Source organism: Pseudohongiella sp. (assembly GCF_011050365.1).
Classification (GTDB): domain Bacteria; phylum Pseudomonadota; class Gammaproteobacteria; order Pseudomonadales; family Pseudohongiellaceae; genus Pseudohongiella.
The window spans coordinates 255,630-280,810 of record NZ_DRFV01000002.1; the positions used below are offsets into that span (position 1 = coordinate 255,630).

Annotated in this window: 21 protein-coding genes; 6 read left to right on the plus strand and 15 right to left on the minus strand. The window is 57.8% G+C overall.

Going from position 1 to position 25,181, the window contains the following annotated elements:
* Positions 1-27 precede the first annotated feature (27 nt).
* Complete coding sequence (locus ENH71_RS02555; protein WP_294136650.1) at positions 28-1,101, plus strand: sensor domain-containing protein; 1,074 nt, start codon at positions 28-30, stop codon at positions 1,099-1,101.
* Between the two features lie 34 nt (positions 1,102-1,135).
* On the opposite strand, the gene ENH71_RS02560 is transcribed toward ENH71_RS02555, so the two are convergent.
* On the minus strand, positions 1,136-2,302 hold the full coding sequence (locus ENH71_RS02560; RefSeq protein WP_294136648.1) for an NHL repeat-containing protein: 1,167 nt from the start codon (positions 2,300-2,302) through the stop codon (positions 1,136-1,138).
* Between the two features lie 176 nt (positions 2,303-2,478).
* On the opposite strand from ENH71_RS02560, the gene ENH71_RS02565 reads away from it, so the two are divergent.
* The gene (locus ENH71_RS02565; RefSeq protein ID WP_294136647.1) at positions 2,479-2,919 is read left to right on the plus strand and encodes a GNAT family N-acetyltransferase; all 441 of its coding nucleotides are present in this window, start codon (positions 2,479-2,481) and stop codon (positions 2,917-2,919) included.
* Here ENH71_RS02565 and ENH71_RS02570 read toward each other — a convergent pair.
* The 9 genes from ENH71_RS02570 to ENH71_RS02610 form a co-directional block, all read right to left on the minus strand.
* Positions 2,897-4,792, minus strand: coding sequence for a DUF885 domain-containing protein (locus tag ENH71_RS02570; protein WP_294136646.1), 1,896 nt, complete (start codon positions 4,790-4,792; stop codon positions 2,897-2,899). The genes ENH71_RS02565 and ENH71_RS02570 overlap by 23 nt on opposite strands.
* Positions 4,793-4,830: 38 nt before the next feature.
* Positions 4,831-6,255 carry a M20/M25/M40 family metallo-hydrolase gene (locus tag ENH71_RS02575; RefSeq protein ID WP_294136644.1) on the minus strand — a complete coding sequence of 475 codons (1,425 nt, stop codon included), beginning with the start codon at positions 6,253-6,255 and terminating at the stop codon, positions 4,831-4,833.
* Between the two features lie 102 nt (positions 6,256-6,357).
* Complete coding sequence (locus tag ENH71_RS02580; protein ID WP_294136642.1) at positions 6,358-8,361, minus strand: TonB-dependent receptor plug domain-containing protein; 2,004 nt, start codon at positions 8,359-8,361, stop codon at positions 6,358-6,360.
* A 146-nt stretch (positions 8,362-8,507) separates the two neighbouring features.
* Entirely contained in the window at positions 8,508-9,479 is a 972-nt protein-coding gene (locus tag ENH71_RS02585; protein ID WP_294136640.1) for a DUF4097 family beta strand repeat-containing protein, read from the minus strand.
* The gene (locus tag ENH71_RS02590; protein WP_294136637.1) at positions 9,476-10,018 is read right to left on the minus strand and encodes a hypothetical protein; all 543 of its coding nucleotides are present in this window, start codon (positions 10,016-10,018) and stop codon (positions 9,476-9,478) included. Before ENH71_RS02590 ends, ENH71_RS02585 begins: the two co-directional genes overlap by 4 nt.
* Positions 10,008-10,541, minus strand: a complete 534-nt coding sequence (locus ENH71_RS02595) for an RNA polymerase sigma factor (RefSeq protein ID WP_294136635.1) — start codon at positions 10,539-10,541, stop codon at positions 10,008-10,010. The genes ENH71_RS02590 and ENH71_RS02595 overlap by 11 nt, the downstream gene beginning before the upstream one ends.
* A 175-nt stretch (positions 10,542-10,716) precedes the next feature.
* On the minus strand, positions 10,717-12,144 hold the full coding sequence (locus tag ENH71_RS02600) for a PepSY-associated TM helix domain-containing protein (RefSeq protein ID WP_294136634.1): 1,428 nt from the start codon (positions 12,142-12,144) through the stop codon (positions 10,717-10,719).
* Positions 12,145-12,150: 6 nt separating this feature from the next.
* Positions 12,151-12,732 (minus strand): hypothetical protein, encoded by a 582-nt coding sequence (locus tag ENH71_RS02605; RefSeq protein ID WP_294136633.1) that lies wholly within the window; start codon positions 12,730-12,732, stop codon positions 12,151-12,153.
* A 34-nt stretch (positions 12,733-12,766) separates the two neighbouring features.
* The gene (locus ENH71_RS02610) at positions 12,767-14,944 is read right to left on the minus strand and encodes a TonB-dependent receptor (protein ID WP_294136632.1); all 2,178 of its coding nucleotides are present in this window, start codon (positions 14,942-14,944) and stop codon (positions 12,767-12,769) included.
* Positions 14,945-15,094: 150 nt separating this feature from the next.
* Here ENH71_RS02610 and ENH71_RS02615 point away from each other — a divergent pair, with 150 nt between their 5' ends.
* Positions 15,095-15,640, plus strand: coding sequence for a YaeQ family protein (locus ENH71_RS02615; protein WP_294136630.1), 546 nt, complete (start codon positions 15,095-15,097; stop codon positions 15,638-15,640).
* Positions 15,641-15,645: 5 nt separating this feature from the next.
* Here ENH71_RS02615 and ENH71_RS02620 read toward each other — a convergent pair whose 3' ends face one another.
* From ENH71_RS02620 to ENH71_RS02640, 5 genes are all read right to left on the minus strand, one after another.
* Positions 15,646-17,022, minus strand: coding sequence for a YfcC family protein (locus ENH71_RS02620; RefSeq protein WP_294136628.1), 1,377 nt, complete (start codon positions 17,020-17,022; stop codon positions 15,646-15,648).
* Positions 17,019-19,238: a M3 family metallopeptidase gene (locus ENH71_RS02625; RefSeq protein WP_294136625.1), complete on the minus strand. Its 2,220-nt coding sequence runs from the start codon at positions 19,236-19,238 to the stop codon at positions 17,019-17,021. Before ENH71_RS02625 ends, ENH71_RS02620 begins: the two co-directional genes overlap by 4 nt.
* A gap of 151 nt (positions 19,239-19,389) precedes the next feature.
* Positions 19,390-20,187, minus strand: a complete 798-nt coding sequence (locus tag ENH71_RS02630) for a DUF2189 domain-containing protein (RefSeq protein WP_294136623.1) — start codon at positions 20,185-20,187, stop codon at positions 19,390-19,392.
* Positions 20,188-20,385: 198 nt separating this feature from the next.
* Positions 20,386-20,769: a DUF1761 domain-containing protein gene (locus tag ENH71_RS02635; protein WP_294136621.1), complete on the minus strand. Its 384-nt coding sequence runs from the start codon at positions 20,767-20,769 to the stop codon at positions 20,386-20,388.
* 113 nt (positions 20,770-20,882) lie between these two features.
* Complete coding sequence (locus tag ENH71_RS02640) at positions 20,883-21,425, minus strand: pyridoxamine 5'-phosphate oxidase family protein (protein WP_294136618.1); 543 nt, start codon at positions 21,423-21,425, stop codon at positions 20,883-20,885.
* Positions 21,426-21,654: 229 nt separating this feature from the next.
* Here ENH71_RS02640 and ENH71_RS02645 point away from each other — a divergent pair, with 229 nt between their 5' ends.
* The 3 genes from ENH71_RS02645 (at position 21,655) to ENH71_RS02655 (ending at position 25,176) form a co-directional block, all read left to right on the plus strand.
* Entirely contained in the window at positions 21,655-23,658 is a 2,004-nt protein-coding gene (locus tag ENH71_RS02645; RefSeq protein ID WP_294136616.1) for a transglycosylase SLT domain-containing protein, read from the plus strand.
* A gap of 79 nt (positions 23,659-23,737) precedes the next feature.
* On the plus strand, positions 23,738-24,736 hold the full coding sequence (locus ENH71_RS02650; protein ID WP_294136614.1) for a lipid kinase: 999 nt from the start codon (positions 23,738-23,740) through the stop codon (positions 24,734-24,736).
* Positions 24,733-25,176, plus strand: a complete 444-nt coding sequence (locus ENH71_RS02655; RefSeq protein WP_294136612.1) for a DUF2383 domain-containing protein — start codon at positions 24,733-24,735, stop codon at positions 25,174-25,176. Before ENH71_RS02650 ends, ENH71_RS02655 begins: the two co-directional genes overlap by 4 nt.
* Positions 25,177-25,181 lie beyond the last annotated feature (5 nt).

Here is a 25,181-nt window from a genome sequence, read left to right on the forward strand (position 1 = left end):
TACCCGATCCTGAACCCGACCCTGACCATGACCAAAACCACATTACCCTACACGCCGCCGATCGATTTTCTGGATCTGTTACTGGACGCCGTTTGTGTCGTCGACCCGGACGGCATCATTGTTTATGTCTCCGCCGCCAGCGAGCAGGTTTTCGGCTATCACCCTGACGAAATGATTGGCCGGGCGATCTTTGATTTTGTGTACCCCGATGATCTTGAGCACACCAAAAAGACCGCCGAACATGTGATGAAAACCGGCTCTATCAGGCATGCAGAGAACCGTTATATTCGCAAAGACGGCAGTATTGTTCACATCATGTGGACGGCGCGCTGGCTGACGGAAGACAAACTCCGCATTGGCGTCGCCCGCGACATTACTCAACGCAGGCATGCCGAGGCAGTCCAGGTCGCACTTTATGCCATCTCGGAAGCGTCGCATACCGCCACTGACATCAGCGACCTGCACGAACGACTGCATGACATTGTCAACGCGCTGGATTTACCTGACTTTCATGACGAGAACCGCCAGAGCGAACAGGACCGGACGCACTGGCAGCTGATTGCGACACAGATCTCCGAGGCGATGACCCGTCGTGAGTTATTTGATCGCCTGCGCCACGTCGCCCAGTATGATTCGCTGACCGGCCTGCCCAATCGTGAACTGTTGTCCGATCGAATTCGCACCGCACTGGCGCGCGCGCGCCGCAAACAAACGTCGTTCGCCCTGCTGTTCCTTGATCTCAATGGTTTCAAACGGATCAATGATTCACTTGGCCATGCTGCCGGCGACCAGCTGCTGCAGCGGGTGGCGCATCGCCTGAGCCAGTCAATCCGTGAATCCGACACCGCGGCACGCCTGGGCGGCGATGAATTTGTCATTCTGGTGGAAGGGATCAACAAACAGCATAGTGCACAGAGTGTCGCAGACAAACTGCTCGAGGCTTTTGACACCCCGTTCCTGCTGGAAGGCACGGAGCTGACCATTACACCCAGTATCGGTATTGCCGTATACCCTTATGACGGCGAGGATGAGCTCACACTGCTGAAACATGCCGACAATGCCATGTATGTTGCCAAAGGCCGTCAAAGACCGCCGCTTTGACAGCCCGCCTCGGTGACGGGCCGGCAATGGTCGCTCAGCGCGGCACGTATTGTGGCTGAATCAGCAGACGCGGATCGGCATCGGCTTTGGGCACCAGCTTCTGCGGCCGGGCATATTGATTGTCAGTACCATAGACATTGCCATCCGCATCCACGGAGAATGAGTGCATCTCCAGCCAGGCGGTGGGGCCTTCACCCGGCAGCAACCAGGTGTAGATATGGTTGCCCTGCAGATCAAACTGCAGAATCTTCGGCGGCCTGATGTCTGTGACCCAGAAATATTCTTCACTGACAATAATGTCGAGCGGGAAGTTGGGTCCGGTGACGCGCATTTTGAACTCATAGGTTGGATACGGATCGTCACTGCCGCGATTGGTCTGGCGGAAAACCTGTACGTTCATGTTGTTGCGGTCCACTACATAGACCTCATGATCCGGCCCCATGGCAATGCCGTGCACGCTGGCAAACTGCCCCGGCTCTGAGCCGCGACTGCCAAACTCGGACAGATACTCACCGGCAGGGCTCAGAACAACCACACGCGCATTTTGCAGGCCATCGGCCACCAGCACTGTACCGTCGGGAAGAAATGCCACGTCCTGCGGCAAACCAAAATGTGTTTCATCGTCGCCGGCCACGCCTTTCTCACCCAGCGTCATCAGCAGTTCCTGACCGTCCTGCGAAAATACGTAAATGACGTGATTGGTTTCATCAATCACCCAGATGCGGCGCTCGGGGTCATAGGGACTGACACGCAGACGGTGTGGCCCGGGGCCGTCAGTGCCGGCAAACAGGTAGTCCCAGTGATCCCAGACCTCCAACACCTCGCCTTCGCTGTTGATCACGTACATGACGTTCTGCCAGGTACGCCCCTGACCCTGAATGACATTCCAGCCCATCGATCCCGGGAAATTGGTGTATTCAGGAGGGATGGGATCTGGCAGCTCGGTTTCGCCACGCTGCAGGATGATGATGCGGTCCTTGGATTCTACATGGATGCCGGAGTTGCCACCCCAGGAGTAGCCGGCCCGGGCAAATGGTTCAATCCAGTTAACCGGAATATCGTAGGGCATGGGGCCGACTGGCTCCAGATCCTGCGCCAGCAACGGGCTGGTCCAGGCCGAAATCAGCATCGCCACACACAATGAGGCGGCGATGCGCAGGGGATTTTTTGTACACTGGGTTGTCACGCGCGGGATAGTCATTAACAGCCACCTTCGTTATTTTTAATTTTTGGCAATGCTACCGAGACTAGCACAGCGTGAGCAATCGCTGCCAATATTTTGCATGGGGCTGATTGCCAAGCCGGTGTCATTGGCGGCGTCTCAGTGTTGATAAACACAGGTATTGCCTATACGCTCAGCTGATGAATTTCATTGAGATGGCATTTGCGTCTGAGGCCTACGAGCGCGCCTGGTTGCTGCGGCAAACCGTGCTGCGAGCGCCACTGGGCCTGACACTGGACATCAGCGAGCGCGCTACGGAAGCGTCACACCGGCATTTTGCCCTGTTCACTGACGATGACACCCTGGCAGCCTGTATCAGCGTGGTGCCGCTGCCCGACGCCTGTGCCAAACTGCGCCAGATGGCAGTCAATGAGTTAATGCAGGGGGCTGGCCTGGGCCGGGCACTGATTACCCGCGTTGAAGCGTTGCTGGCCGAGCAGGGATACCGTTATCTGCACATGCATGCGCGAGAAAGTGCTGTCGGATTTTATCAGAAGCTGGGGTACCGCAGCGAAGGTGACCCCTTTATCGAGGTCACCATTGCGCATATCCGCATGAGCAAAACGCTGAGTATTACGCCTCAGCGTCCTGCTTGACACTGTCTACCCAACGCATGACACGCGCTTCCAGTATCGGCAACGGGACTGCGCCGCCACCCAGTACGGTGTCGTGGAAACCGCGATAGTCGAAATCATCACCCAGCTCCTGCATGGCCGTGGCGCGCAGTTCCTGAATTTTCAGCATGCCAATCTTGTACGCCGTGGCCTGACCCGGGTTGTGAATATAACGCTGGATCTCGGAGCGCACCGCCGACTCCGGCTGCGGCGAATTGGCCAGGAAGTACTGAACCGCCTGCTCCTCTGTCCACTGCTTTGAGTGAATGCCGGTGTCGACCACCAGCCGGATGGCACGCCAGATCTCCCCTGCCAGACGCCCGAAGTCGGAGTATGGGTCTTCATAGAAACCCATGTCCTTGCCCAGCGCTTCCGAGTACAGCCCCCAGCCTTCCGAGAAAGCGGTGTATCCGTACTGGGTGCGGAAACGGGGAATGTCGGTCAGCTCCTGTTGTATGGAAATCTGCATGTGATGGCCAGGGCTGCCTTCGTGATAGGAAATATTCTCCAGCTGGTAGCGGGGCATCGCGCGCATATCGGACAGATGAGCGTAAAACACACCCGGGCGCGACCCATCCGGGGTACCGGACATGTAATGCTGGGCAGCACCGTCCTGCTCGCGGAAGGATTCCACGCGACGAACCTCCAGACCGGCCTTGGGCAGAATGCCAAAGTACTGCGGCAACACCTCGTCCATGCCTTCCAGAAAATCGCGCGCCAGCTGCAGATAGGCTTCGCGGCCTGCATCGGTATTGGGGAAATAGAACTGGTCATCTTCGCGGATGAACACAAAAAACTCTGCCAGCGAACCATCAAACCCGACAGTGTCCTTGATCACTTCCATTTCCGCGCGCAGGCGTTCCACTTCTGCCAGACCGATGTTGTGAATCTCGTCCGCTGTCAGGTCCAGCGTCGTCATCAATGACAGGCGCGCATTGTAGTAGTCTTCACCATTGGGCAAGGCCCACACACCCATCGCCTGTTCACTGGCGTTGCCGCGATCTTCCTGTAGCCAGGCCAGCAATTCGGCATATGCCGGCTGCAGCTCGTCGACAAATAACGCGCGCGCCTCATCCATCATCTGCGTGGCGGTAGCCTGGTCGATCTCGCCGTTCTCGAACAGCACCGTTATCTTGTTTTCGACGTCGTTCCATAATGGCGAAATCCCTTCGTCAGTAAACGGCTCACCACTGGTGACACGATCAATCTCGGCGATGGCATAGTCGTAGTTAAAGCGTGGCTGCCGGATGCCATCCTCAATCGCTCTGACCGCACGTTGCTGATATTGCGCCAGCACATCATCTATCTGCGACAGCCGGGAGATATAGGCAGTCATGTCACTGGCCTCGTCTACCCGATGAAAGTTGATCATGAAATTGGGCAATGAGGCATGTGGTCCACCACGACCAAAGATGTAACCATGACGACGATAGGGAACCGCCAGCTCGGCGCGCTCAAGTGCATATACCCAGGTGTCCCAGGACGTTTTGGCATCTTCACTGAGCAGGTCGTAGGAGAACGTGGTCTGCATTTCTGCAACGCTGTCGCGGCGCCACGCCAGCTCCTGTTCATCGGCCGCTTCCGACGGATCATCCAATTGCCCGTAGTCGCTCTTGTCACCTAACCGGGTTTTCCATTGCGGGCTGAAGTCCAGCTGTTCCGCGAACTGTTCGTCCAGCCAGACGGTCAGCGCAGCTGATTCATCAGCCTCGGTAACGACCTCAGTACCCTCATCAAGTGCCGGCGTCATGGCACGATCCTGCAAGGCGGCAGACTCACTAATTCCGGCATCCGGCGCGGGTTCGCTGCAAGCCACCAGCAGTGGCAGCAATAACATTACAAATCTGGGTCTCATAGGAATAGCCTTCGCTGCTGAATTTAACAAACCAATTGTCACTGAGTTGCCGCCAGTCGCTCGACTATTTCATAGTGCGCGCGGACAAAGCGGTAAAGCTCGCTTTCAATAATACGTTCCTGGTCACTGTGGGCACCAAACCCCAGCGGGCCGTCTTCGGCATCAATTGCCGGACCAATGCCGTAACACTGGATACCGCGTGCGCGCAGATAGGCCATGTCAGTGGCACCGGTGCTCATGGTCGGAATCACCGTGGTGTCATAGTGCGCCTGCATGACTTCCTCGATAACCCGGAAGGCCTCTGTGTCCAGCCTGCTTGAAGCGCCAGGTCGTACATCACGAGCCGCCCAGTTGACACTGACACTGGCATCGTTGACCACGTCACGCAGCGCCGCCAGAAATGCTTCCGGCTCTTCCTGCGGCAGCAGGCGCACATCCAGCGTTGCCGTGGCATCCGATGGGATCACATTGACCCGGTAGCCGCCGTCAACAATGGTCGGAGAGATGGTGCTGAACAACACTGCGGCATTACGTGGTTCATTGGCTTTAAGATAGGCCAGGGCACTGTCGAAGCCGGCGGTTCCGGGACTGAGCAATGCCCGATACCGCGCCGCAGCTTCAGGCTCGGAGACCGCTGCCAGGCGAGAGAAGTAGGTGCTGATGGTGTCGCTGAAACGCACCGGCGGTTGCCAGTCGGCGGCGGCGGTGATGGCTCTCGACAGCGCGACAATGGCATTGCTTTGCAGCGGTACTGAGCCATGGCCGGCCACACCGGTACTGCTCAGTTCAATCGCACGCGGCAGCTTTTCACCGGTCTGCACACCGGCGTAATGCACCCTGCCGCCCTGGCGGACGACACTGCCACCTTCGGCAATGCAGTGCTCGGCATCAATCGAGGCAAAATGTTCGTTGACCATATACTCAATGCCGATACGGGTGGCACCTTCTTCGCCCGACTCGGCCAGGAATATCACATCCCGGTCCAGTTCCACGTTCTGCCGTTTCAGTAGCAGCATGGTCATCAGGGCCGCAGCAACATTGTCCTTGTCATCAACCGTGCCGCGTCCATAGATCCAGCCACCATCGCGTTCGGCACTGAATGGCGGAAACACCCATTTGTCGGGATCAACATTGACGGTATCCTGATGGGCCATCAATAATAGCGGACGCTTGCTGCCGTTGCCGCGCAGGCGCGCAACCACGTTCGGCCGCTCGGCCTCCAGCGCAAAGACATTGACCTCAATGCCTTCGTTTTGCAGCACCGATACCAGATACTCGGTCAGCTCGATTTCACGCCCGGGCGGATCGGTGGTATCCATGCGGACCATGGTGCGGAAATGTTCCAGCACCTCTTCATCAACCTGGCTCCAGTCCGGGCCTTGTTCCTGAGCAAACCCCTGGCTGGCAACAACTCCCATCAGCACGGCACTGGCGGCCATGGTCAATCGCTTGAATACGCTCACTTGGCGCTTCCTCCAGATCAAACCGGTCATCGGCAAGACCTGAAGCGTACACCGCATCCGGCAGGCTGTCTACGCACTGCCGGCGGTCACGGTGGTTTTTGCTCAGAAGGTTTTACGAAGCCGCATTTGTATGAAGTTACGCGGATTCACCCGCTCCTGTTCGGAGTAGGCAATGGTCTGCAATACCCGATCTGACCAGCTTTGCCGATTGATGCGGAAATCATTCCATGCCGTATATTCCACTCGAGCAGTAAAGCTGTCGCTGAACGTGTATTCGCCAAACGCGGTCAGGTAGTGACGTAATTCTATATCGCGACGCTGATCCGGATTAAATGTTGTGTCACGGGTATATGGGGTGTAGTCCAGACCCCACACCAGGTTCCAGGTAGGCAGATCCTGCTCGAAATTTGCTGACCCGGTGAATGGCCTGACATCCGATATCTGGCGCTCGCGTCCGGTGGTCGGGTCGTCTACCCGGGCATGGTCATACCGCGCATTCAGCGTCAGGCGCCCCCCGCTTACCCCGATTCGGTCCAGCGGCAGTCGCAGGTCAAGCTCTACCCGGTCCAGTGACCCATCGCCAATATTACCAATTGCAGTCAGACCGTCGTCCAGCGGCAACACGTCAACCACATGGTTTATCTCGTCATGGCGGAGTGTCAGTGACAGCACGGCATCGGCACTAAAGCGGCGCTCAAGTACGGCCTCGGATACCCAACGTTGTTCCGGACGCAGATCCAGGTTACCGCCCAGCACTTCATTGTTGGTCAACGACGACGAGGCAGCAAAATCATTGAAGTTCAACTGACCCAGTTCACGCTCCAGACGCAAACGCAGCTGATGGTTTTCAACAAAATCCCAGGTCATTGCCAGGCGTGGTTTCGGGTAAAAAAAGCTGCGCTCGGCGGATGCGCTGCCGCTCTGCCGGATCCTTGAACGCTCAAGGCGGGCACCCGCTTCCAGGGTCAGAATGTCGCTGCGTTGCCAGGTGGCAATGGCGGCTATCTCGGTGCGCAGCTCATTAACTGTCGTGGTGGACTGCGGCAGGGGTACGTTCTGACCATCAACAGTGAAACTTTGCTCCGTGTCCAGCACGTTGTAAGCCAGCTCAGCACTGCTGTCCACTTTTATCCGGTCAGTGGGCTGCCAACGCAGAACACTGCGCACAATGGATTCCCCGGCTTCACTCTCGGTATTGAATTTTTGCAGTGTTGTGCCAATCAACGCAGAACTGACGCTCTCAATACGGCGTTGATTCTGAATCAGACGGGCTTCCAGCGTCATGGTCTCCGACAGATTCTGCTCGGCTCTGACACCCAGGTCGGCATCGCGGTTTTGCTGGGCAAAATCGAAACGACGCTGAGAAGCCGGCGCAATGTACTGCGTCCATTCTTCAAAGTCATTGATGCTGGCGCCACCGGTAATTTCCAGCCGGCCTGCGGCCACGGGTGCGGCCCAGTCAGCTCGACCACTCCAACCACCGCCGTCAAACCTGTTCTTCCGTCGCTCGATATCCGTGACCTGACCGCTACCATCGCGCCGCACCAGCGTGCCGGTTCCGGTTGAATCGTTGATGGAAAGGCTGCGACCGATATTAAAACCCCAGTTTGTGCCGTTGTCACTGCTGCTGAACTCGTAGCGCCCGCTCGGCAGAGTGGGACCTCCCTCAAAAAAGTAGCTGCGCGCCAACAGGGATTGCTGCCTTGTCGCTTCATCGCTGAGTATCACATTGGCGACGACAATGTGACCCTGCATGTCGATGCCCGGCGCGCCGCCGCGTATCAGCTCAATATGTGACACCCGACCAGCCTGAATGCGGCCCAGCACAGATGAGACATTGTCAGTTTTGGACGCGGGCCGGGCCCCATCGATCAGTACATTACCGCCGGCGCCAGCAAAACCACGGACATTTTCACCGTTGTCGAGCTGAAAGCCCGGCAGGCGTTCGACCATGTCTTGCGCCGTTGTTGGGCTGGCAGCGGCAAAGAAGTCAGGGTTGTATACCAGTACCGCGTCACGCGCGACACCTTGCTCTTGTTCCTGGGCCTGCACGGTGAGACCCGGTAGGCCAGTTAACAAAACAAGTAGAACTAAGGTTAATTTCATTGGTTTTTTCCTTCGTTAATTTTGAGCCGCGGTAGTTGCTATCGCTAAATCCGGGCCGCAGGAATCCGCATCGCAGCATCGCTGCAATCGGCATGGTTGAATTCAGGGTTAAAGGTTGCGAGCTTCCCTGCCCGCAGGGGGGGGGGTCAGTTGCTGCGTAACTCCAGGCGACCGGTGACTGAGCTCAGGTCGACGTGCCCAGCGCCCTGGCCAGTGGAGAAATCCAGATTCCGGCCCGGGCCAAATCGCGAGCGGACAACTTCATCGTCAGTAATATTATTGACCAGATTACCGCCGACATGGCTTTCCAGACTGAAGCGGGCATCCACATCAGCAGGCAGGGAAAGTGTGATCTCACCACTGACCGTGCTGCCGGAGATGCGTGGCGAGCTGATATCGGTCAGAACCACTTCGATGTCACCGTTGACGCTATTCACCGTCAAATCACTGGTACCACGCAACCGGGCGCGCACCGAACCATTAACAACAGTCACTTCGACCTCACCTGCTGCGCTATCAATGTCAATTTCGCCATTGACCGCGTCGTAAGTGGCACGACCCGATGAATCGTTGTCTCGAATTTCGCCGTTGACAGTTTGCAGGTCAATACGGCCGCCGATATTGCGCGCAGTAATGTTGCCATTGACGGTGCGCAATTCAACTCGTTCAGTCAGGTTGCTGGCCGATATGTCACCGTTCACGGTATTGATCTGGGTGCCACCGACAACCCCGTCTACCTCCACTTCCGCGTTCACGCCAGTGAAGCTGACACGACTGCCTGCCGGCACCACAATTTCAAGATCGGACTCACGGGCACGACGAAACCCGGAATTGTTTACGTTTCTGGGCATTTCCACTTCAAAATAGGTAAACCCGTTGTCGGAGTGCAGGTCAAAGCCTTCCGCCAGTTCGTCCAGAGTACCGGAAACCCGGAATGTGTTGTCGGTGCCGGCACGAATGACCACGGTGCCGCGCATGACTTCCAGCTCGATGCGTTCATTGCTGCTGACCTGCAGGCTTTCATCGATAACCATCGGCGCATCGGCCGCGCTGATGGCACGACTGAAGACGATAAGCAGTACCAGGGTTACTGCGCCAACCCATGATGATGATTTCATAATTCCTCTCCCATTAAATATGCGGTTGAATCGACGCGACCAATGAGCCGCAAATAATCCAGTTGTTGTTCGTACAGGCCCTGCATCTGAGCCAGCAGGCGCGGATCGTCGGGGTAATAGTTCAGTGCCCCGCTGACCTGGTCAATGGCCTGATCCCATGACGCCATCTGATACTGCCAGTCACCAAAGTTGTCACTGTGCGGCGCCATCTGCGCCAGTTGTTCGGCTTTGATTGTTTCAAACTGTCGGGTCATCTCGTATTTAACCGGGACCGCGCCAGCATCCGGCATCGTGGTGTCTTTGACCGCCACCGGCACCGCGCTGTCATCCGGCACCAGCATCACCCGCCAGCCGACGACGACCACCAGCGCCAGCGCAGCGGCCATGCCCAGCATCTGATTTATCCGTAATAGCTGGCGTTTTTTGACCGGGCGCCGCTCCGGCAGCTGAGCCTCCAGCGACGGCCACAGATCCTGCGTTGGCTGCATCTCACGAGGCAGCGCTGCGGTTAGCTGATCCAGTTCCTGTTCACTCTTCACTCAAGAAACCTCTTAGTAGGTGGCGGGCCCGATGATACTGCGCCTTGCTTGAACCTTCAGCGATACTCAACATCGCCGCAATCTCATTGTGCCGGTAGCCTTCCAGTGCAAACAGTACAAAAACGGCTTTGGCCTGTGCCGGCAGCCTCTGGATGGCCTGCTCCAGATCACGTCCGTCGGCGTTTTCCGCCGCTGTTGTCTGGCCGCCCTGCTCCGCCAGGCCATCGACCGTTTCCGGCTCAACGAAGCTCAGACGTTTGTCCCGGCGCCAGCAGTCAATTGCCGTGCGCGTTGCTATCCGGTGCAGCCAGGTGGCAAAACTGCTGTCACCTTTAAAGTCGGGCAGGCTCTGCCAGACCTTTATAAAACTCTCCTGACTGGCATCCTCGGCTTTCTGCCGGTCACCCAGCAATCGCCAGCACACAGCGTACACGCGCCCTATATGTTGCTGATACAGCAGGTGGAAGGCCTGGCGATCACCTTCCTGGGCCCGGCGTATAGCCAATGTATTGTCTTCAGACATGTCCAGTCTTACTTTCCGTGTTTAGTAGCTTAGACGCGCGCGTGACGATTCGGGTTTAAAGCCTGGAAAAAATATTGCTGCTGGTGAGTATAGAATACTCACGCACAGCGTGAACGAAGATACAGTAAAACCCGGGGCAAACAGGAAGAAAGCCGGAAGGAGTGGCGAGATTGGCTCAGGCTGGCTGGTTGCGCCGGCGTATCGCCAGTACCAGCATCAGTGCGGCACTGGCGATCCAGAACAGATTTACCAGCAGTGCGCCGCCGGTCACGGCATCTGCACCGTGGATTGTGACATGCACGGCAACCAGTAGTGCCAGCAGGGCTGCCGTGGTCAGTTGTAGCCAGGCAGTGGTGCGCCGGTCGTCATTACGGACCTGGGCCAGGGCAATGCAGCCGACCAAGATCAGCCATAAACCGGCCACGGCGGAGAAGCCGCTGATCACCGAGACCAGCGCACTGCCCGCCAGCGCCGGCGGCAAGCCCCAGACCAGACCGGTCCAGATATTGTTCAGCGCATCGCGCTGCTTGCGGCGTGCCAGCCAGATATTGATGCCGCTCACCGAGACCACACTCAGCGCCACCCCAAACAGGCCGTACAGCCATAGCACCGGCCAGCCGCCAAAATGCCCGAAGTGAATGCGAAACACTGAGAAGATTGCCTGTCTGCCTGCCGGCCCGTCGGTGTAACCGGCATTACCCAGGTACTCGCCGTGCTGGTCGAACCGGTATTGTTCGGCGTAGATCAGTCTGTCTTCATGCTCGGCACCAATGATCATGTATTGCGCCGGCGTGTTGGCATCTTCCACGGTGACATACATGGGCCTGGCATCTGGGGCGATCTGCGCCATGCGAGTCAGGGCTGTTTCCACATCCATTACCATGACCTGCTGCTGCAGCGCCGGGGGCGCACCGAAAATTTCGCCGATCACCCGCTCCTGGTCACCGTCAAAGAAAGCACTGGCGAACAGCATGTTCATCAACACCGCCAAACCAAAGTAGGCGCCGGTAATAGCAATCATCAGGTGGAAAGGCGCGCCCCAAACGCTGAGCCGGTTGTGGATATCGGTCTGCTGCAGCCGTCGTGACCCGCCCAGGCGAAAACGAAAAGCATCACGAATGATATTGGGATGGGAGAAAAAGCCGGATATGATCAGACCACACAGCATGGCCCCCAGTATACTGACCACGATCATGCCGAAGCTGGCGGGCAGGTGCAGATACACATGGAGATTGGCCAGCATGTCGCTCCAGTTATTGGCGATGGCAGCGCCACGGCTGCCGTCCTGATTGAGATACCAGGCACCTTCTGCAGAAATGAGGGATGCGCGCGGTTCGTCCGGACGGGGCAACATCAACAGGATGTCGCCGCCGATGTCCGGCGACGCGACCAGCAGATCACCGTATACCTCACCCGCAACAGCCGGACTCAGGGTCTGGAATTCTGCCACGTCGGGCTGCTCCCAGCGTTCCAGGTATTTGGCAAATACCACGACCGTGCCCGACACACATACCAGATACATCAGCGCACCGGTCAGCAGACCAAGCCAGGAATGGCTGGCGATGGAATTCTTGACCAGAGCCGGTGACAGGGCAAATTTCATGAGGCTTTATCCGTACAGAAACATCAGACTGGGAAAGGCGGCGACAACGAATACGCCAGCGGGCAGCCACGACCTGGGCATGGCGCAGGCCCACCAGCAGGCCGCGCCCCATACCAGGGGCAGGCTGTACAATGTGAAGACCAGTTTGTCGCCCTGCTGCCAGGGTAACAGTTGCACGACCGCTGTCACCAGCAAGGCTGACGCTGCGCCGGCCAGCGGCACAGCAATCAGAAACACTCGCAACTGCTGTGCAATAGCCGGCAGACCGGGCAGCGACAGTCCGGCCGGCGCGGTAGTGGTGACGACAGTATCGAGCCTGCGCACGCTGCTGCCGCGATGACGGGTTTGTGTCTGCTCCACCTGACGATAGTGCCACATCACCAGTAACCAGGCGCACACACCACTGACCAGAAACAGCAGGCTGATACCAAACTCAACGCCAATGGCCAGCACCCAGGCCCAGCCGGACAGCAGCACCAGAGACCATCCGGCGAAATGTGCCGCACCCTGCCATGCCGAATGCGTTCGCCAGGCAGCATACAGGCACAATAACGCGCCGACGTTCAGCAGCAACGCGAACAGACTCATGGATTTCTCGCTATCGTCGACACCGCATCCGCCATCAGAAGTCCACCGTACCCGACACCAGCAGTGTGCGCGGCGAACCCAGCACCAGATAGTTGGATCCCGGGAAACCACCCACGGACACCCAGTCAGCTTCGTCACCGATGTTCTGCAAACGCGCCCGCAGGGTCACGTTATTGCCGGCCAGCTGCCATTGATAACGCGCACCCAGATCGGTGCGATGCCAGGAGTCCACGTCAATGGTATTGGCAACGTTGGCATATTGTGACGACGTGTAGACATGGCGCATTTCCAGGGTCAGACCGGGCAACGCGTTTACGTCCCATTCGACATTAACATTGTACTGGGCATCAGGTGCGCCCACTGCGTCCTTGCCGTCCAGACTGCCGTTCTGGGTGCGGGTCATCTCTGCCCGCAACAGAGTCGCCCCACCCAGCACCCTGATATTGGCGGTCGGCGCACCAAACACGCTCAGCTCCAGGCCACGATTCTGCTGCTCGCCCTGTGGCGCAAAAATGCCATTTTCGACAAAGCTGGTGGGACGACTGGTGTCGAACACACTGACACTACCACCCAGGTTGCCGCCGTCGTATTTGACGCCCAGCTCTACCTGCTCGGACTGGTAGGGCTCAAATACCTCGCCGGCATTGAGCACCGGATTTCCGCCGCTGCTGGAGGGAGCCACCTCGCCGGCCACCAGGCCTTCTATGTAGTTACCGTAAACGGATACCTGATCGTTGGTGTGGTACACGACACCCAGCACTGGCGTCAGACGTCCCTCATCGTAGGAGGACAGGCGGGCGCCGCTATTGTAATCAAATGATCGTGTCTCGATGACCTGGTAACGCCCACCCACGGTCACCATCAGACGATCGTCCAGCAGCGACAGCATGTCCGCCAGCGCGATGCTGGAGGTTTCGGATTCCTCGGTGATCAGTGGTGCATCAAGGTCGCCACCGACAAAAAAGTCAGGTGTCGGCGGCGATACCGGTTGCGGGTCGTACAGGTCTCCGCCGAACCCGGCAAAGCTGGAGAAGGCATAAGCATTGCGAGACTCCAGGCTAAAGGTCGATGCCGTGAGGCTGAGCCGGTGATTGACCGTGCCGGTGTCGAATGTGGTACGGGCCCCGGCTTCACCGGAATACACGTTGTCGGCGCGGGTATTGTCAAACCGATAGGCCGTAGTGCTGCCATCGGGATTGGCATTGGGATTGGCCAGCACGTTACCTTCTTCACCATCGCGCATGCCTGCCGCCAGCCACACCGAGGTGTTGTCGCTGAGATCATACTCGCCACGCACCACGCCAAACCATTGCCGCTCGTCTGTGAACGTCCAGGGCTGGGCAAAATTGGCGTCGGCATCGGGTGTCGCCGGAATGCCGGCATTGGGTGTCACACTGGGCCGTGGGGCGTCAATGTGGTGGTCCTGGAATCCTACGTCAGCAGATACCCGCAGACGCTCGCCGCGATAGTCAGTGCCCAGGGACAGTACCGTCAACTCCCGTGCCTGTTCATCCACAGCGGTTTCACCATCACGACGAGCGATATTGATGCGGACGCCCGTGCTGTCATCAGCACCAAACCGACGCGCACCGTCGAATGCCAGGTAACCGTGTTCGCCACCTTCGTAACCAGCCGTCACCCGCGTCAGGGCCTCATCAGGCGCGCGTTTGGGGACCAGATTGACTGAACCGCCAATGCTGCTGCCGCCGGGTGCGGCGCCGTTCAGAAAGGTGCTGGCACCGCGGAACACTTCCACGCGCTCCAGGAATTCGCTGGCGACAAACTGCCGCGGCAGAATGCCAAACACGCCGTTGTAGGTCATGTCATCGGAGAACACCGGTAACCCGCGGATCATATACAGTTCCTGGAAATTACCAAAGCCCTTGGCCACCCGCACCACCGGATCATTCTGCAGCACATCGGCAACACTCACAGCCTGCTGATCGAGCATCAGCTCCTGAGTGTAGCTGGTACCCGAGAACGGCGAATCCATCATATCCAGATTGCCGAACATGCCCACCCGGCCACCGCGGGCGACCTGACCACCGGCGTAGGCATCGGGCAATAGCACCTGCGAACCATCACTGGTCACCACGATTTCCTCAATGGCCGCTGATTGCGCCATGGTTATGGAGGAGGCAGTCGCCAACAGGCCGGTGATCGACCAGGCAGTCAGGGAAAGCGGACGGAGAACGTTAGATTTGATCGACATAAATAACTCTGTTGATGAGGTGGTGTGGAACGGGCTGGTGTATCACCAAATGATTTATCGCTAATACTAATGAGATGTATTCCTATTTGCAACAAAAACCACAAACCAAGGTATCATCCACACTTCATTCTGCAACGCAACTGGACGCTCATGGCCGCCAAATCAACAATTTTCAAAGCAACACTGCACGTTTCGGATATGGAGCGGCATTATTATCAGGAACATACCCTGACCCTTGCCCGGCATCCCTCCGAGACCGACGAACGCATGATGGTCCGCCTTCTGGCATTTGCGCTGAATGCGCATGAACGACTGGAATTTGGCCGGGGGCTGAGCACCGAAGATGAAGCAGACCTGTGGCAGAAGGACCTGACCGGTGCGATAGAACACTGGATTGACGTGGGCATGCCTGATGAGCGGCTGGTGCGCAAGGCCTGCGGACGCTCACAACAGGTAACCGTGTATTGCTACGGCGGGCGCATTGCCGAAATGTGGGCCGAGCAGAACAACACGCAGTTTGCCCGGCAGACCAATCTGCGCATCATCAATCTTTTACCCGAGCACACTCAGGCCCTGGCGGCTCTGGCGCAGCGCAGTATGACCCTGCACTGTCTGGTTCAGGATGGACTGGTATCTTTCAGTGATGACAGTCAGGCGGTGGAACTGGAGCCGGTACAACTCTACCCGGCGCCGTAAGTTACTCAATAGCCAAACCACACGGCGCCAATCAGAATCACCGAGGACGCCAGAAACAGCTTCAACATCAGCGGCATCAGGAACCGGAACCAGCGATCATAGGGAACGCCGGCAATCCCCAGAATACCCATCAGAATACCGTTGGTGGGAATAATCATGTTGGTGAAACCATCACCGAACTGATACGCCAGTACCGCTGTTTGCCGGGAGATACCCAGCAGATCTGCCATCGGCGCCATCAATGGCATGGTGACGTAGGCCTGGCCGCTGCCCGATGGGATAAAGAAATTGAGCACGCTCTGCATCAGTAACATACCAACCACCGCCAACTCCGCACCCACCATTGTCAATGGCACTGACAAGCCGTAGACGATGGTGTACAGCACTTCTCCGTCTTCCAGGATCAGGGCTATGGCGCGTGCCATGCCGATCAGAAATGCCGTGGCCGCCAGGTCCGCAACCCCTTTGGAGAACGCCACCGCTGTGTTGTCGGGGCTGACGCGGGCAACAACCGCGGTGATAAGACCCAATGCCACAAACAGGGCACTGAGCTCGGTCAGATACCAGCCGTAAAAGACGACACCTGACACTAGCGTCACAAGACCCAACAACATGACCAGCAGCACCAACTTGCGCGTGGTTGTCAGCGGCGGATATTCCTCAGCCGACACATCCTCGTGCTGCTTGCTCAGATCATACACCAGGCTGGCGCTGGGATCGGCCTTCACGCGCTGAGCGTAACGGTAGACATGATGGAAGCCCAGCAACAGCAGCGGCAGGAAAATCGCCAGTCGCAAGCCAATACCGGAACCAGGCTGCAGGCCGGCAACACCCTGCGCCACAATCACGGTGAACGGGTTAACCGCCGCCGCACCGTAACCGATGCCGTAGCCCACGACCAGTATACCCACGGCCGTCATCGCATCCAGGCGTAACGCAAGGCAGAACGTTAACAATAACGCTACCAGGGTAATGAACTCCACCGCCATGCCAAAGGTGCTGGCACCCACGGCAAAAGCCAGCATGGGGAAAAAGATCAGCAAGCCCGTGCGTGTACTGAAACGCTGCAGTATGCGACCCAGCAGAGCTTCAATGGCGCCGGTATGACGAATCACGGCAAGCACACCACCGACAATAAGCACAAAAAAGATCACATTCTGTGAGTCGGCCAGACCGCGCGGAATCGCCGTCAGCACATCAATCACACTGAGCGACGGGCTGTCTTCGAGAAGGGTAAAGGTGCCGGGAACCACCAGTTCCCGGCCGGCTTCATTCAGTGTGGTCTCAAACTCACCGGCGGGCAGCACCCAGGTGATGACCAGAGCCAGCACCTGCATGGCAAACAGCAGAACCAGTGTATTTGGAACCTTGAAAGTTCTCACTGCGGCTGCAATCCGCGACGACGCAACATGTGTTCGATATCAGGCAGGCGACCGGCAAAGTCCTGGTACAGTTGCATGGCATCGACACTGCCGCCACGCGACAGCAGGGTTTCACGGAACCGATCACCGGTCACGCGCGACATGCCACCATTTTCGATAAACCACTGCACTGCATCGGCGTCCAGCACCTCACTCCAGATATAGGAGTAATAACCGGCAGAGTAACCACCCATGATGTGTGAGAAATAAGGAGTGCGGTAACGCGGCGGCACCGGATCATAGTTGATACCGGCATCAGCCAGCGCCTGCGCCTCGAACGCCATGATGCCGTCGGCATCCGGGATCTGCTCCGGCGGCAACTGATGCAGGGCCTGGTCTATGATTGAGGCAGCCAGATACTCGGTGGTACCGAACCCCTCGTTAAACTGAGCGGCAGCCAGCACACGATCCAGCAGATCCTGCGGGATACGCTCACCGGTCTCGTAATGCAAGGCGTAGTTCTCCAGAACATCGGGCCATGTCGCCCACATTTCGTTAACCTGCGACGGGAATTCGACAAAGTCACGCGGCACCGACGTGCCGGCAAAACGTGGGTACTCCACATCAGAGAAAAGTCCGTGCAGAACGTGCCCGAATTCATGGAACAGTGTGGTGACCTCATCAAAGGTCATCAGCGTCGGCTCACCAGCTGGCGGCTTGGTGATATTGAGGTGGTTACCAATCACCTTGCTGCCCCCCAGCAATCCGCTTTGTGTGTTATAGCTGTTCATCCAGGCGCCACCGCGTTTGCTGCCACGCGCGTAAAAATCGCCCAGCATCAGGCCAAGCCCGGTGCCGTCAGCATCAAACACTTCCCACACCTGGACATCGGGGTGATAGGTGGGCAGCTCATCACGTCGCTCAAAGCTCAGCCCGTACACCTGCTCGGCCGCGTAGAACACACCGTTGTCGAGCACGTTGCTCAATTCAAAGTACGGGCGCACTTCGGACTCATCAAACGCGTAACGCTGCTGCCGTACTTTCTCGGCGTAGTATGCCCAGTCCCAGGCCTGCAGCTCAAAAGGTTCGGCTTCGGTCTCATCTATCAGCCGCTTGATCTCTTCCCCTTCCACGCGTGCGTTGGCAACCGCAACAGGTGCCAGGCCGCCCAGCATCTGATTGACGACAGTTTTGTTGCCGGCGGTCTGCTCGGAAAGAATAAAATCTGCGTGAGTGTCATAACCCAGCATCTGCGCGCGCTCGGCGCGCAACTTCAGCGTATCGGAGACAATACCTGTGGTATCAAACTCGTTGCCACGGCTACCGCGCGCCACGGATGCTTTCTGTATGCGTTCACGCAAGGCACGATTCTCCAGAGATGCCAGTGGCGGCTGACCGCTGGTGTTGCGCAGGGTGATGACATACTTGCCATCTTCACCACGGCTGACGGCCTCATCGGCGGCGGCCTGGATCTGCGCACCGGACAAACCTGCCAGCTCTTCCCGTGTATCAACCACCACCGCAGACGCATTCACCTCTGCCAGCACGTTCTGGGTGAACTGGGTGCTCAAGCGCGCCAGCTCACTGTTGATTTCGCGCAGACGTTGTTTTTGCGCTTCGTCAAGTTGAGCACCGGAACGTACAAAACTGGTGTAGTAACGCTCCAGCAACCGATCCGACTCCGGATCCAGCGCCAGTTCTTCGCGCTGCTCATAGAGGGTATTAACACGCGCAAACAAATCTGCATTCAGTGAAATGGAATCATTGTGCGCTGACAGCCTGGGCGCCATCTCACGCTGCACTGCCTGTAATTCCGGGTTGGTATTGGCTCCGTTAACGTTGTTGAAGATTCGCGCGACACGGGTCAGCTCCTGACCGGTTCGCTCCATGGCGACAATGGTGTTGTCAAAGCTGGCAGGTTCCGGGTTGTTGGCGATCCGGTCGATTTCCTCACTTTCCATTGCCATCGCACGCTCGTACGCGGGCAGGAAGTGTTCATTGCGAATCCGGTCAAAGGGCGGCATGCCGTAGGGCAGATCGCTGGCAACCAGTAACGGGTTGGTTTCGGTCTCAGCGGCTACCTGTGTGTCATCCTGCACGTCGCTGCCGGTAACTTCCGGCTGATTGTCGCTGCATGCACTCAACAGCAGGCTGAAGCCAAGAGCAGGAAAAAGTGCGGGCTTCAGGGTGGATTTCAGGGAGGGCAGTCTGCTAACAATTTTAGGAACGGGCTTCAAAACGAACTCCTGGATAGTGGATAAGGTTTGTTGCAGCTGGCATCCTGGTAAGCGCCAGCCTGATTTGCTGACCCGGATTATAGCCGCGGAATGCCCTATGCGCATAGCCGGGGTATAACGGGACCCGTTCAGTTGCCGGGTCCCGCTGATATTACGGCACCGTCACCGAGCGGCGATACAAATGCCAGGTCGCGTGGCCGAGAATAGGCACCACAAGGCCCAGGCCCACGAACAGGGGCAGAGAAGCCAGCAAAACCAGACCGACTACCATGAGATACCATGTCACCATGGTCTGCCAGTTGGTCTTCACTACGCGCAGTGACGTCACCACTGCCCTGCCCAGACTGGTTTTCTGCTGCATCATCATGGGTAGCGAGACTACTGTCGCCATATACACCACAACACTGTACACAAAACCCACGAGGGTGCCCGTGATCAACAACTGCACGCCCGCTGAGGTCATGAATATCTGCCGCATCATGGCCGTCACATCGGCCGGAGCACGCTCAGCGAAAAACATGCCATAGAGCAGCTCGGCGGTCATCAACCAGGCTACAAACAAGGCCGCCAGAATCACACCCATGGCCGCAATGCCCCAGCGTGAGGGCGCTTTGGCGACGTCAAAAACATGATACCAGGAGTAATCCTGACCCAGTTCGCGGCGACGGCTCAGCTCATACAGGCCGCAGGCGGCCAGCGGGCCAACCAGTGCCAGGCCCCCGACCAGCGGGAACAACAGCGGCAGGAAATTCTCGCCCAGGCCGAACAGAGCGGCAAACAGGGCTATCAACAGATAAATCAGGGTCAGAAAGACCCCATGGGTGGGTTTGGCTTCGAAATCAGCCAGCCCTTTGCGTAACACCGAGCGTAACTCGGCAGGCTGGACAGCGTGGATGACAGGCGTCTCACTTACTCGGGCGTCTGTAGATACATCGGTTCGCGCACTCATCGGCATTCTCCTCAGATCACAGCTTGCGGGTTGTCAGTCCTTCCTTTGCTTCGATTGTTAAGACAACATAACACAAAACCCGTTCCAAAAGCTTTCCAGCCGGGTTTAATGGCAGGGTTTAGGTCTTTAAAGGGGACGGAGGAGTTTACCTGCAAACTCCTCCGTCCCCTTAAAGTCCCTGGCCGCTCTAAATAAAGATCAGAACAAGAACAGGATCAGACCGTAGAGGGTGAATTGCAAAGTGTGGTAACCACCGTCAATCAGGAACAGTGTCAGGCTCCGCTGGGCAAATAGGTAGTTGATGCCGAAGGACGTGGCGACCCAGCCCGCGCCGGCGGCAAATCCGGCGCCCAGGCCCAACTGTAGGCTCGGATCAGGGCCCAGAAACATGGCAAATACGAAGGCGGCAATTAGCGACAGCACAAACGCACCACCAAACACTTTGACCCGGTTAATGTTGTCAGTGCTCACCCCCGTCTCGCGCTGCCAGACCTTGCCAAAACCCACCGGCGAATACCAGAGCCCACCCAAAACGAAGGCCGAGATCCCAGCCAGAATTATCGCTAAATAGTTGAATTCCATACTTACTCCCTCTTTTTATTGTTAATCGAAAGTACGGCGGCCAGGGGCGTTAATGGGGACGGAGGAGTTTACCTGTAAACTCCTCCGTCCCCTTTAAAAGACCTAAACCCTTATCACGGCAGGATGCCGGTGTCTTTGCCATCCAGACTTTGGGTGTTTTTTTCCGCCCAATAGGCCTCGACGCCCTCGCGGCTGCGTTTCTCAGCCCACTTCTCCAGCGTAATGCGCTCGCTCTTGTAGTCACAGTGCGGTACCGCATAACCACAGGAGGTTTGCACAAGGTCAACGGCCAGCCGGAAAATCTGACGGGCGCCAACATAGTCGTTGAACTGTGTTATCAGCGCATCCCAGTCCGCATCACGCGGGTGAATCACCTGCGCCTGGCCGTAAAGGCGCAGGATCAGCGGCTGCTTGCCGAACGAGCAGAACATGATGGTCATACGCTGGTTTTCCAGCACATGGGCCGCAGTCTCATTGCCGCTACCGGTCATGTTCAGCCACACGACATCATTCGGACCCAGAATACGCAGGCTGTCCATGCCTTTGGGGGAAACATTGACGCGTCCTTCGGCGCCGGCAGTGCCGACAAAATAGATGTGCTGCTCACCGATAAAGTCGATGAGTGCGGGCGATAACTCACTGAATTTTTCCGACATGTCCGGTTCCTTGATCGCATTTCAGATACATTAAAATCCCTGCTTCGTGCGGGCACCATGAAGTCCCCACGGCATAATATCATCAGATACCAAAATGCGTCCCCTGTCACCGCCTCACTGACCCCACCGATGCAATACGCCGGGCAGTTTCCGGGTCTGCTGACGTGATATGATAATTCCCATCACTCACTCATCCAGATGACCCATCAGCCAGGGTCAGGACCGCGCGATGTTGACAGCTTTCAGTCGCCGTAATGGACTCATCACCTGCCTGTGCACAGCGCTGGCGGGCGCTGCGTTGTGGCCAAACACAACACTGCTCGCTGCCGAGGCGCCGGACTTTGGCGAACAGCGCGCCCTGTACCAGAGCGCCCGTGACGCTCTGGCTGACAACGATACCGACACCTACCACACGGTTCGGGAACAGCTGCAGGGCTACCCTTTGCTGCCCTATCTGGAATACTCCGTGCTCAGTGATCGTCTGACAACGTTGTCACAAACCAACAGCGACGGTGAACGTACCGACGGCCAGTTCTTCGAGATTGACCAGTTTCTGGCGCAGAACCGCGACACCTACCTCGGCGATCGCCTGGAGCGCGAGTGGGTGGCCGCGCTCGCACGCGAGAATCGCGGCACTGAGCTGTTGCGTTATCACAACCCAGCCAACACCACGACCGAACTCACCTGCCGTGCCATGCAGGCCAATCTGGAGCTGGGCGACTACACCACGCTGGCTGATGCCGACCGCCTGTGGAATGTCTCTGTATCCCAGCCCAATGACTGCGACCCGGTGTTTGAAGCCTGGATGGCAGAAGGGTTTCTGACCCCGGATATCGCCTGGCAGCGTTTCAGCAAAACCCTGCAGGCTGGCAATAGCAATCTGGCACGTTACATTTCAACATTGATGCCGGCCCGCGAACGCACACTGGCCGAGCTCTACCTGCGCGTCCATCGCGAACCGGAACGCCTGCGCGATTTCGATACCCTGGGCGCCGACAACGCTGAAACCCGTGAAATCATCCTGCATGGCATCCGCCGCCTGATGTCCATCGACGCACCGCTGGCCATGTTGCTGCTGCAGGCACATCATGACGTCCACCGGTTCCCTGACAACACCATGACCGAGCACCAGCGCATGATCGCGTTGCGCCTGCTGTTGCAAGGCTTCATTGGTGAGACCGAGTCATTGCTGCGCAACACCCCGGAACTGGTAACCGAGTCTCTGGTGAGCTGGATTCTGCGCGATGCCCTGCGCAGCCAGGACTGGCCGCGCGTGGAAGAATGGATTGGTCGTCTGCCCGATGACGCCCGTCACAGCGAACGCTGGCGTTATTGGCAGGCCCGCATGCTGGAGCAGAAACACACGTCAGAGACCGATGCGCAGGCGCAGGCGCTGTATCGGCAGGTGGCAGACACCCGCAGTTATTATGGCTTCCTGTCGGCCGATCTGCTGGGTATCGACTACGAGCTGCAGGACACCCCGGTGGCCGTTGACCAGCCCCAACTGGCAGCGTTGTCCACCCTGCCCTCCATCGAACGCGCACGGGAGCTCTACCTGCTCGGCGACGAAGTCAACGCCCGCAACGAATGGCAATATGCTGTACGGCACATGACACCGGAGCAGGTAGCCGCCAGCGGCAAGCTCGCCGACGAATGGGGCTGGCACCGTAACAGCATCCAGGCCATGATCCAGATCGGCTACTGGGATGACATGCAACTGCGTTTCCCGCTGGCGTACAGTGACCAGTTTGCCAGCGTCGCCGCCGATCTCGATATCCCGCCGCAGTTGCTGTTTGCTATTGCCCGGCAGGAAAGCGCCTTTATGCATGATGTCAGATCCCCTGCCGGGGCCCGCGGCCTGATGCAATTGATGCCGGGCACTGCGCGGGAGACGGCTCTCGGTGCCGGCCTGCGCGTCAACACCGCCGACCTGTACCAGCCGGACATTAACATCACGTTGGGTAGCCGTTACCTGGCTGGTTTGCTGGATGAGTTTGACGGCAATCGCGCACTGGCGGCAGCGGCCTACAACGCCGGTCCCAATCGTGTCCGACAATGGTTGCGACGCAGCGCCGACAACCCGGTGCCCATGGATATCTGGATAGAGACCATTCCCTTTCTGGAAACCCGCGGCTATGTGCAGAACGTCCTGGCCTACTCGGTCATTTACGGCGTGCGCATGGGTGAACCGATACCGTTTTTGACGCCGGCCGAAGCCGGCGCCGAGCTTTAGCGCGCAACCGGTTCCGCGAACAGAAAGACCCACTACCAACTTCTCAGGGAAGCACCACCAGGCAACAAGGACAACAGCAATGACGCAGTCTTCCGTCACCAGCACGCCATCGCGCACACGCGCCCTGCTTATCATCAATCCCAAAAGCCGTCAGGGCGCTGAAGCCGACCTGAATGACGGACTCAGGCGTTTGCGTCAGGCCGGCATGGATGTCGAAACCCTGGTCTCACACAGCGCTGAGGAAAGCTGTGAAGCGGTGCAAAGCCGCAAATCGGACTTGGACCTGGTCATTGTCGGCGGTGGTGACGGCACGCTCAGCTCCATGATCAAAACCCTGTTAACCTGCGATCTGCCACTCGCCATTCTGCCGCTGGGCACCGCTAACGATCTGGCACGCTCGCTGGGCATTCCCGAAGCGCTGGAACTGGCCTTTAAGATCATCGCTGACAATGAACACACACGCATCGATTTGGGCGAAGTTAATGGCCACTACTTTTTCAACGCCGCCAACATGGGACTGGGCGCGCATGTCACCGAAGAGCTCACCAGTGAAGTGAAAAAACACTGGGGTGTATTCAGCTACGTTCGCGCACTGGCGGCGGCCATCATGCGGCACGATCAGTTTCACGTGCGCATGACGCTGGACGGGAAGCACTATCGCCTTCACTCCATGCATCTGGCAGTGGGCAACGGACGCTTCTACGGCGGCGGCAATGTCATCGATGAAAAGGCCCGGATTGATGATGGCAAGCTGTCCCTGTTCAGCATGCGTCCACTGCGAACGTGGGAGCTGCTGACACTGGCGCCGCTGCTGCGCAACGGGCAACAGGGCCGGGATCGACGCATTTTTTGCGCCCGGGCCACAGAGATTGAAATCAGCGCCGGCAAACGGCGGCTGGAAATTCATGCGGATGGCGAACCCGTGACCTGCACACCGGCAACGTTTCGGGTACTGCCCAAGGCACTGACAGTTGTCGCGACTGCCATGGACGCGCACAATCACAGCCATGAGCACACCACGACGTCGCCATTGACTGCAGCGCTGGGACACATTGAGCAGGGAGTCAGAACAATATGAGTATTTTACGATCTGAACAACAGCTGGCTTTGCAACAGCTCTACCGCCTGGTCCAGGAGTCGATTGATCACTATCGGGATTCAGCGGAATTCGTGGAAGACAGCAACACCGCGCAGCTGTTCACGCGTATCGCCAGCGAGCGCGAGCCTCTGGCTGAGCAATTGGCGCAGGTCATACGCGACACCGGCGACCTGCCCGCGGCGCCTGACGCCGACAAGGAGGCCGGAGAACAAATGCTACACCGTCTGCGCGCCTGGTTCACTGCTGATCAGACAAGGGATGTGGTTAAGCAACGCCTGCAGGCTGAAGCGGAACTTGCCAAGGTGCTGGCGGACAGTAAAAACCAGACCCCAGACAAGACATACCAGGCGCTGCATCAGCGTTTTGTGACGCAAGTGGAGAACGCCAGCCAGACGCTCAAACAGGCTCACCAGGCATAACCGGC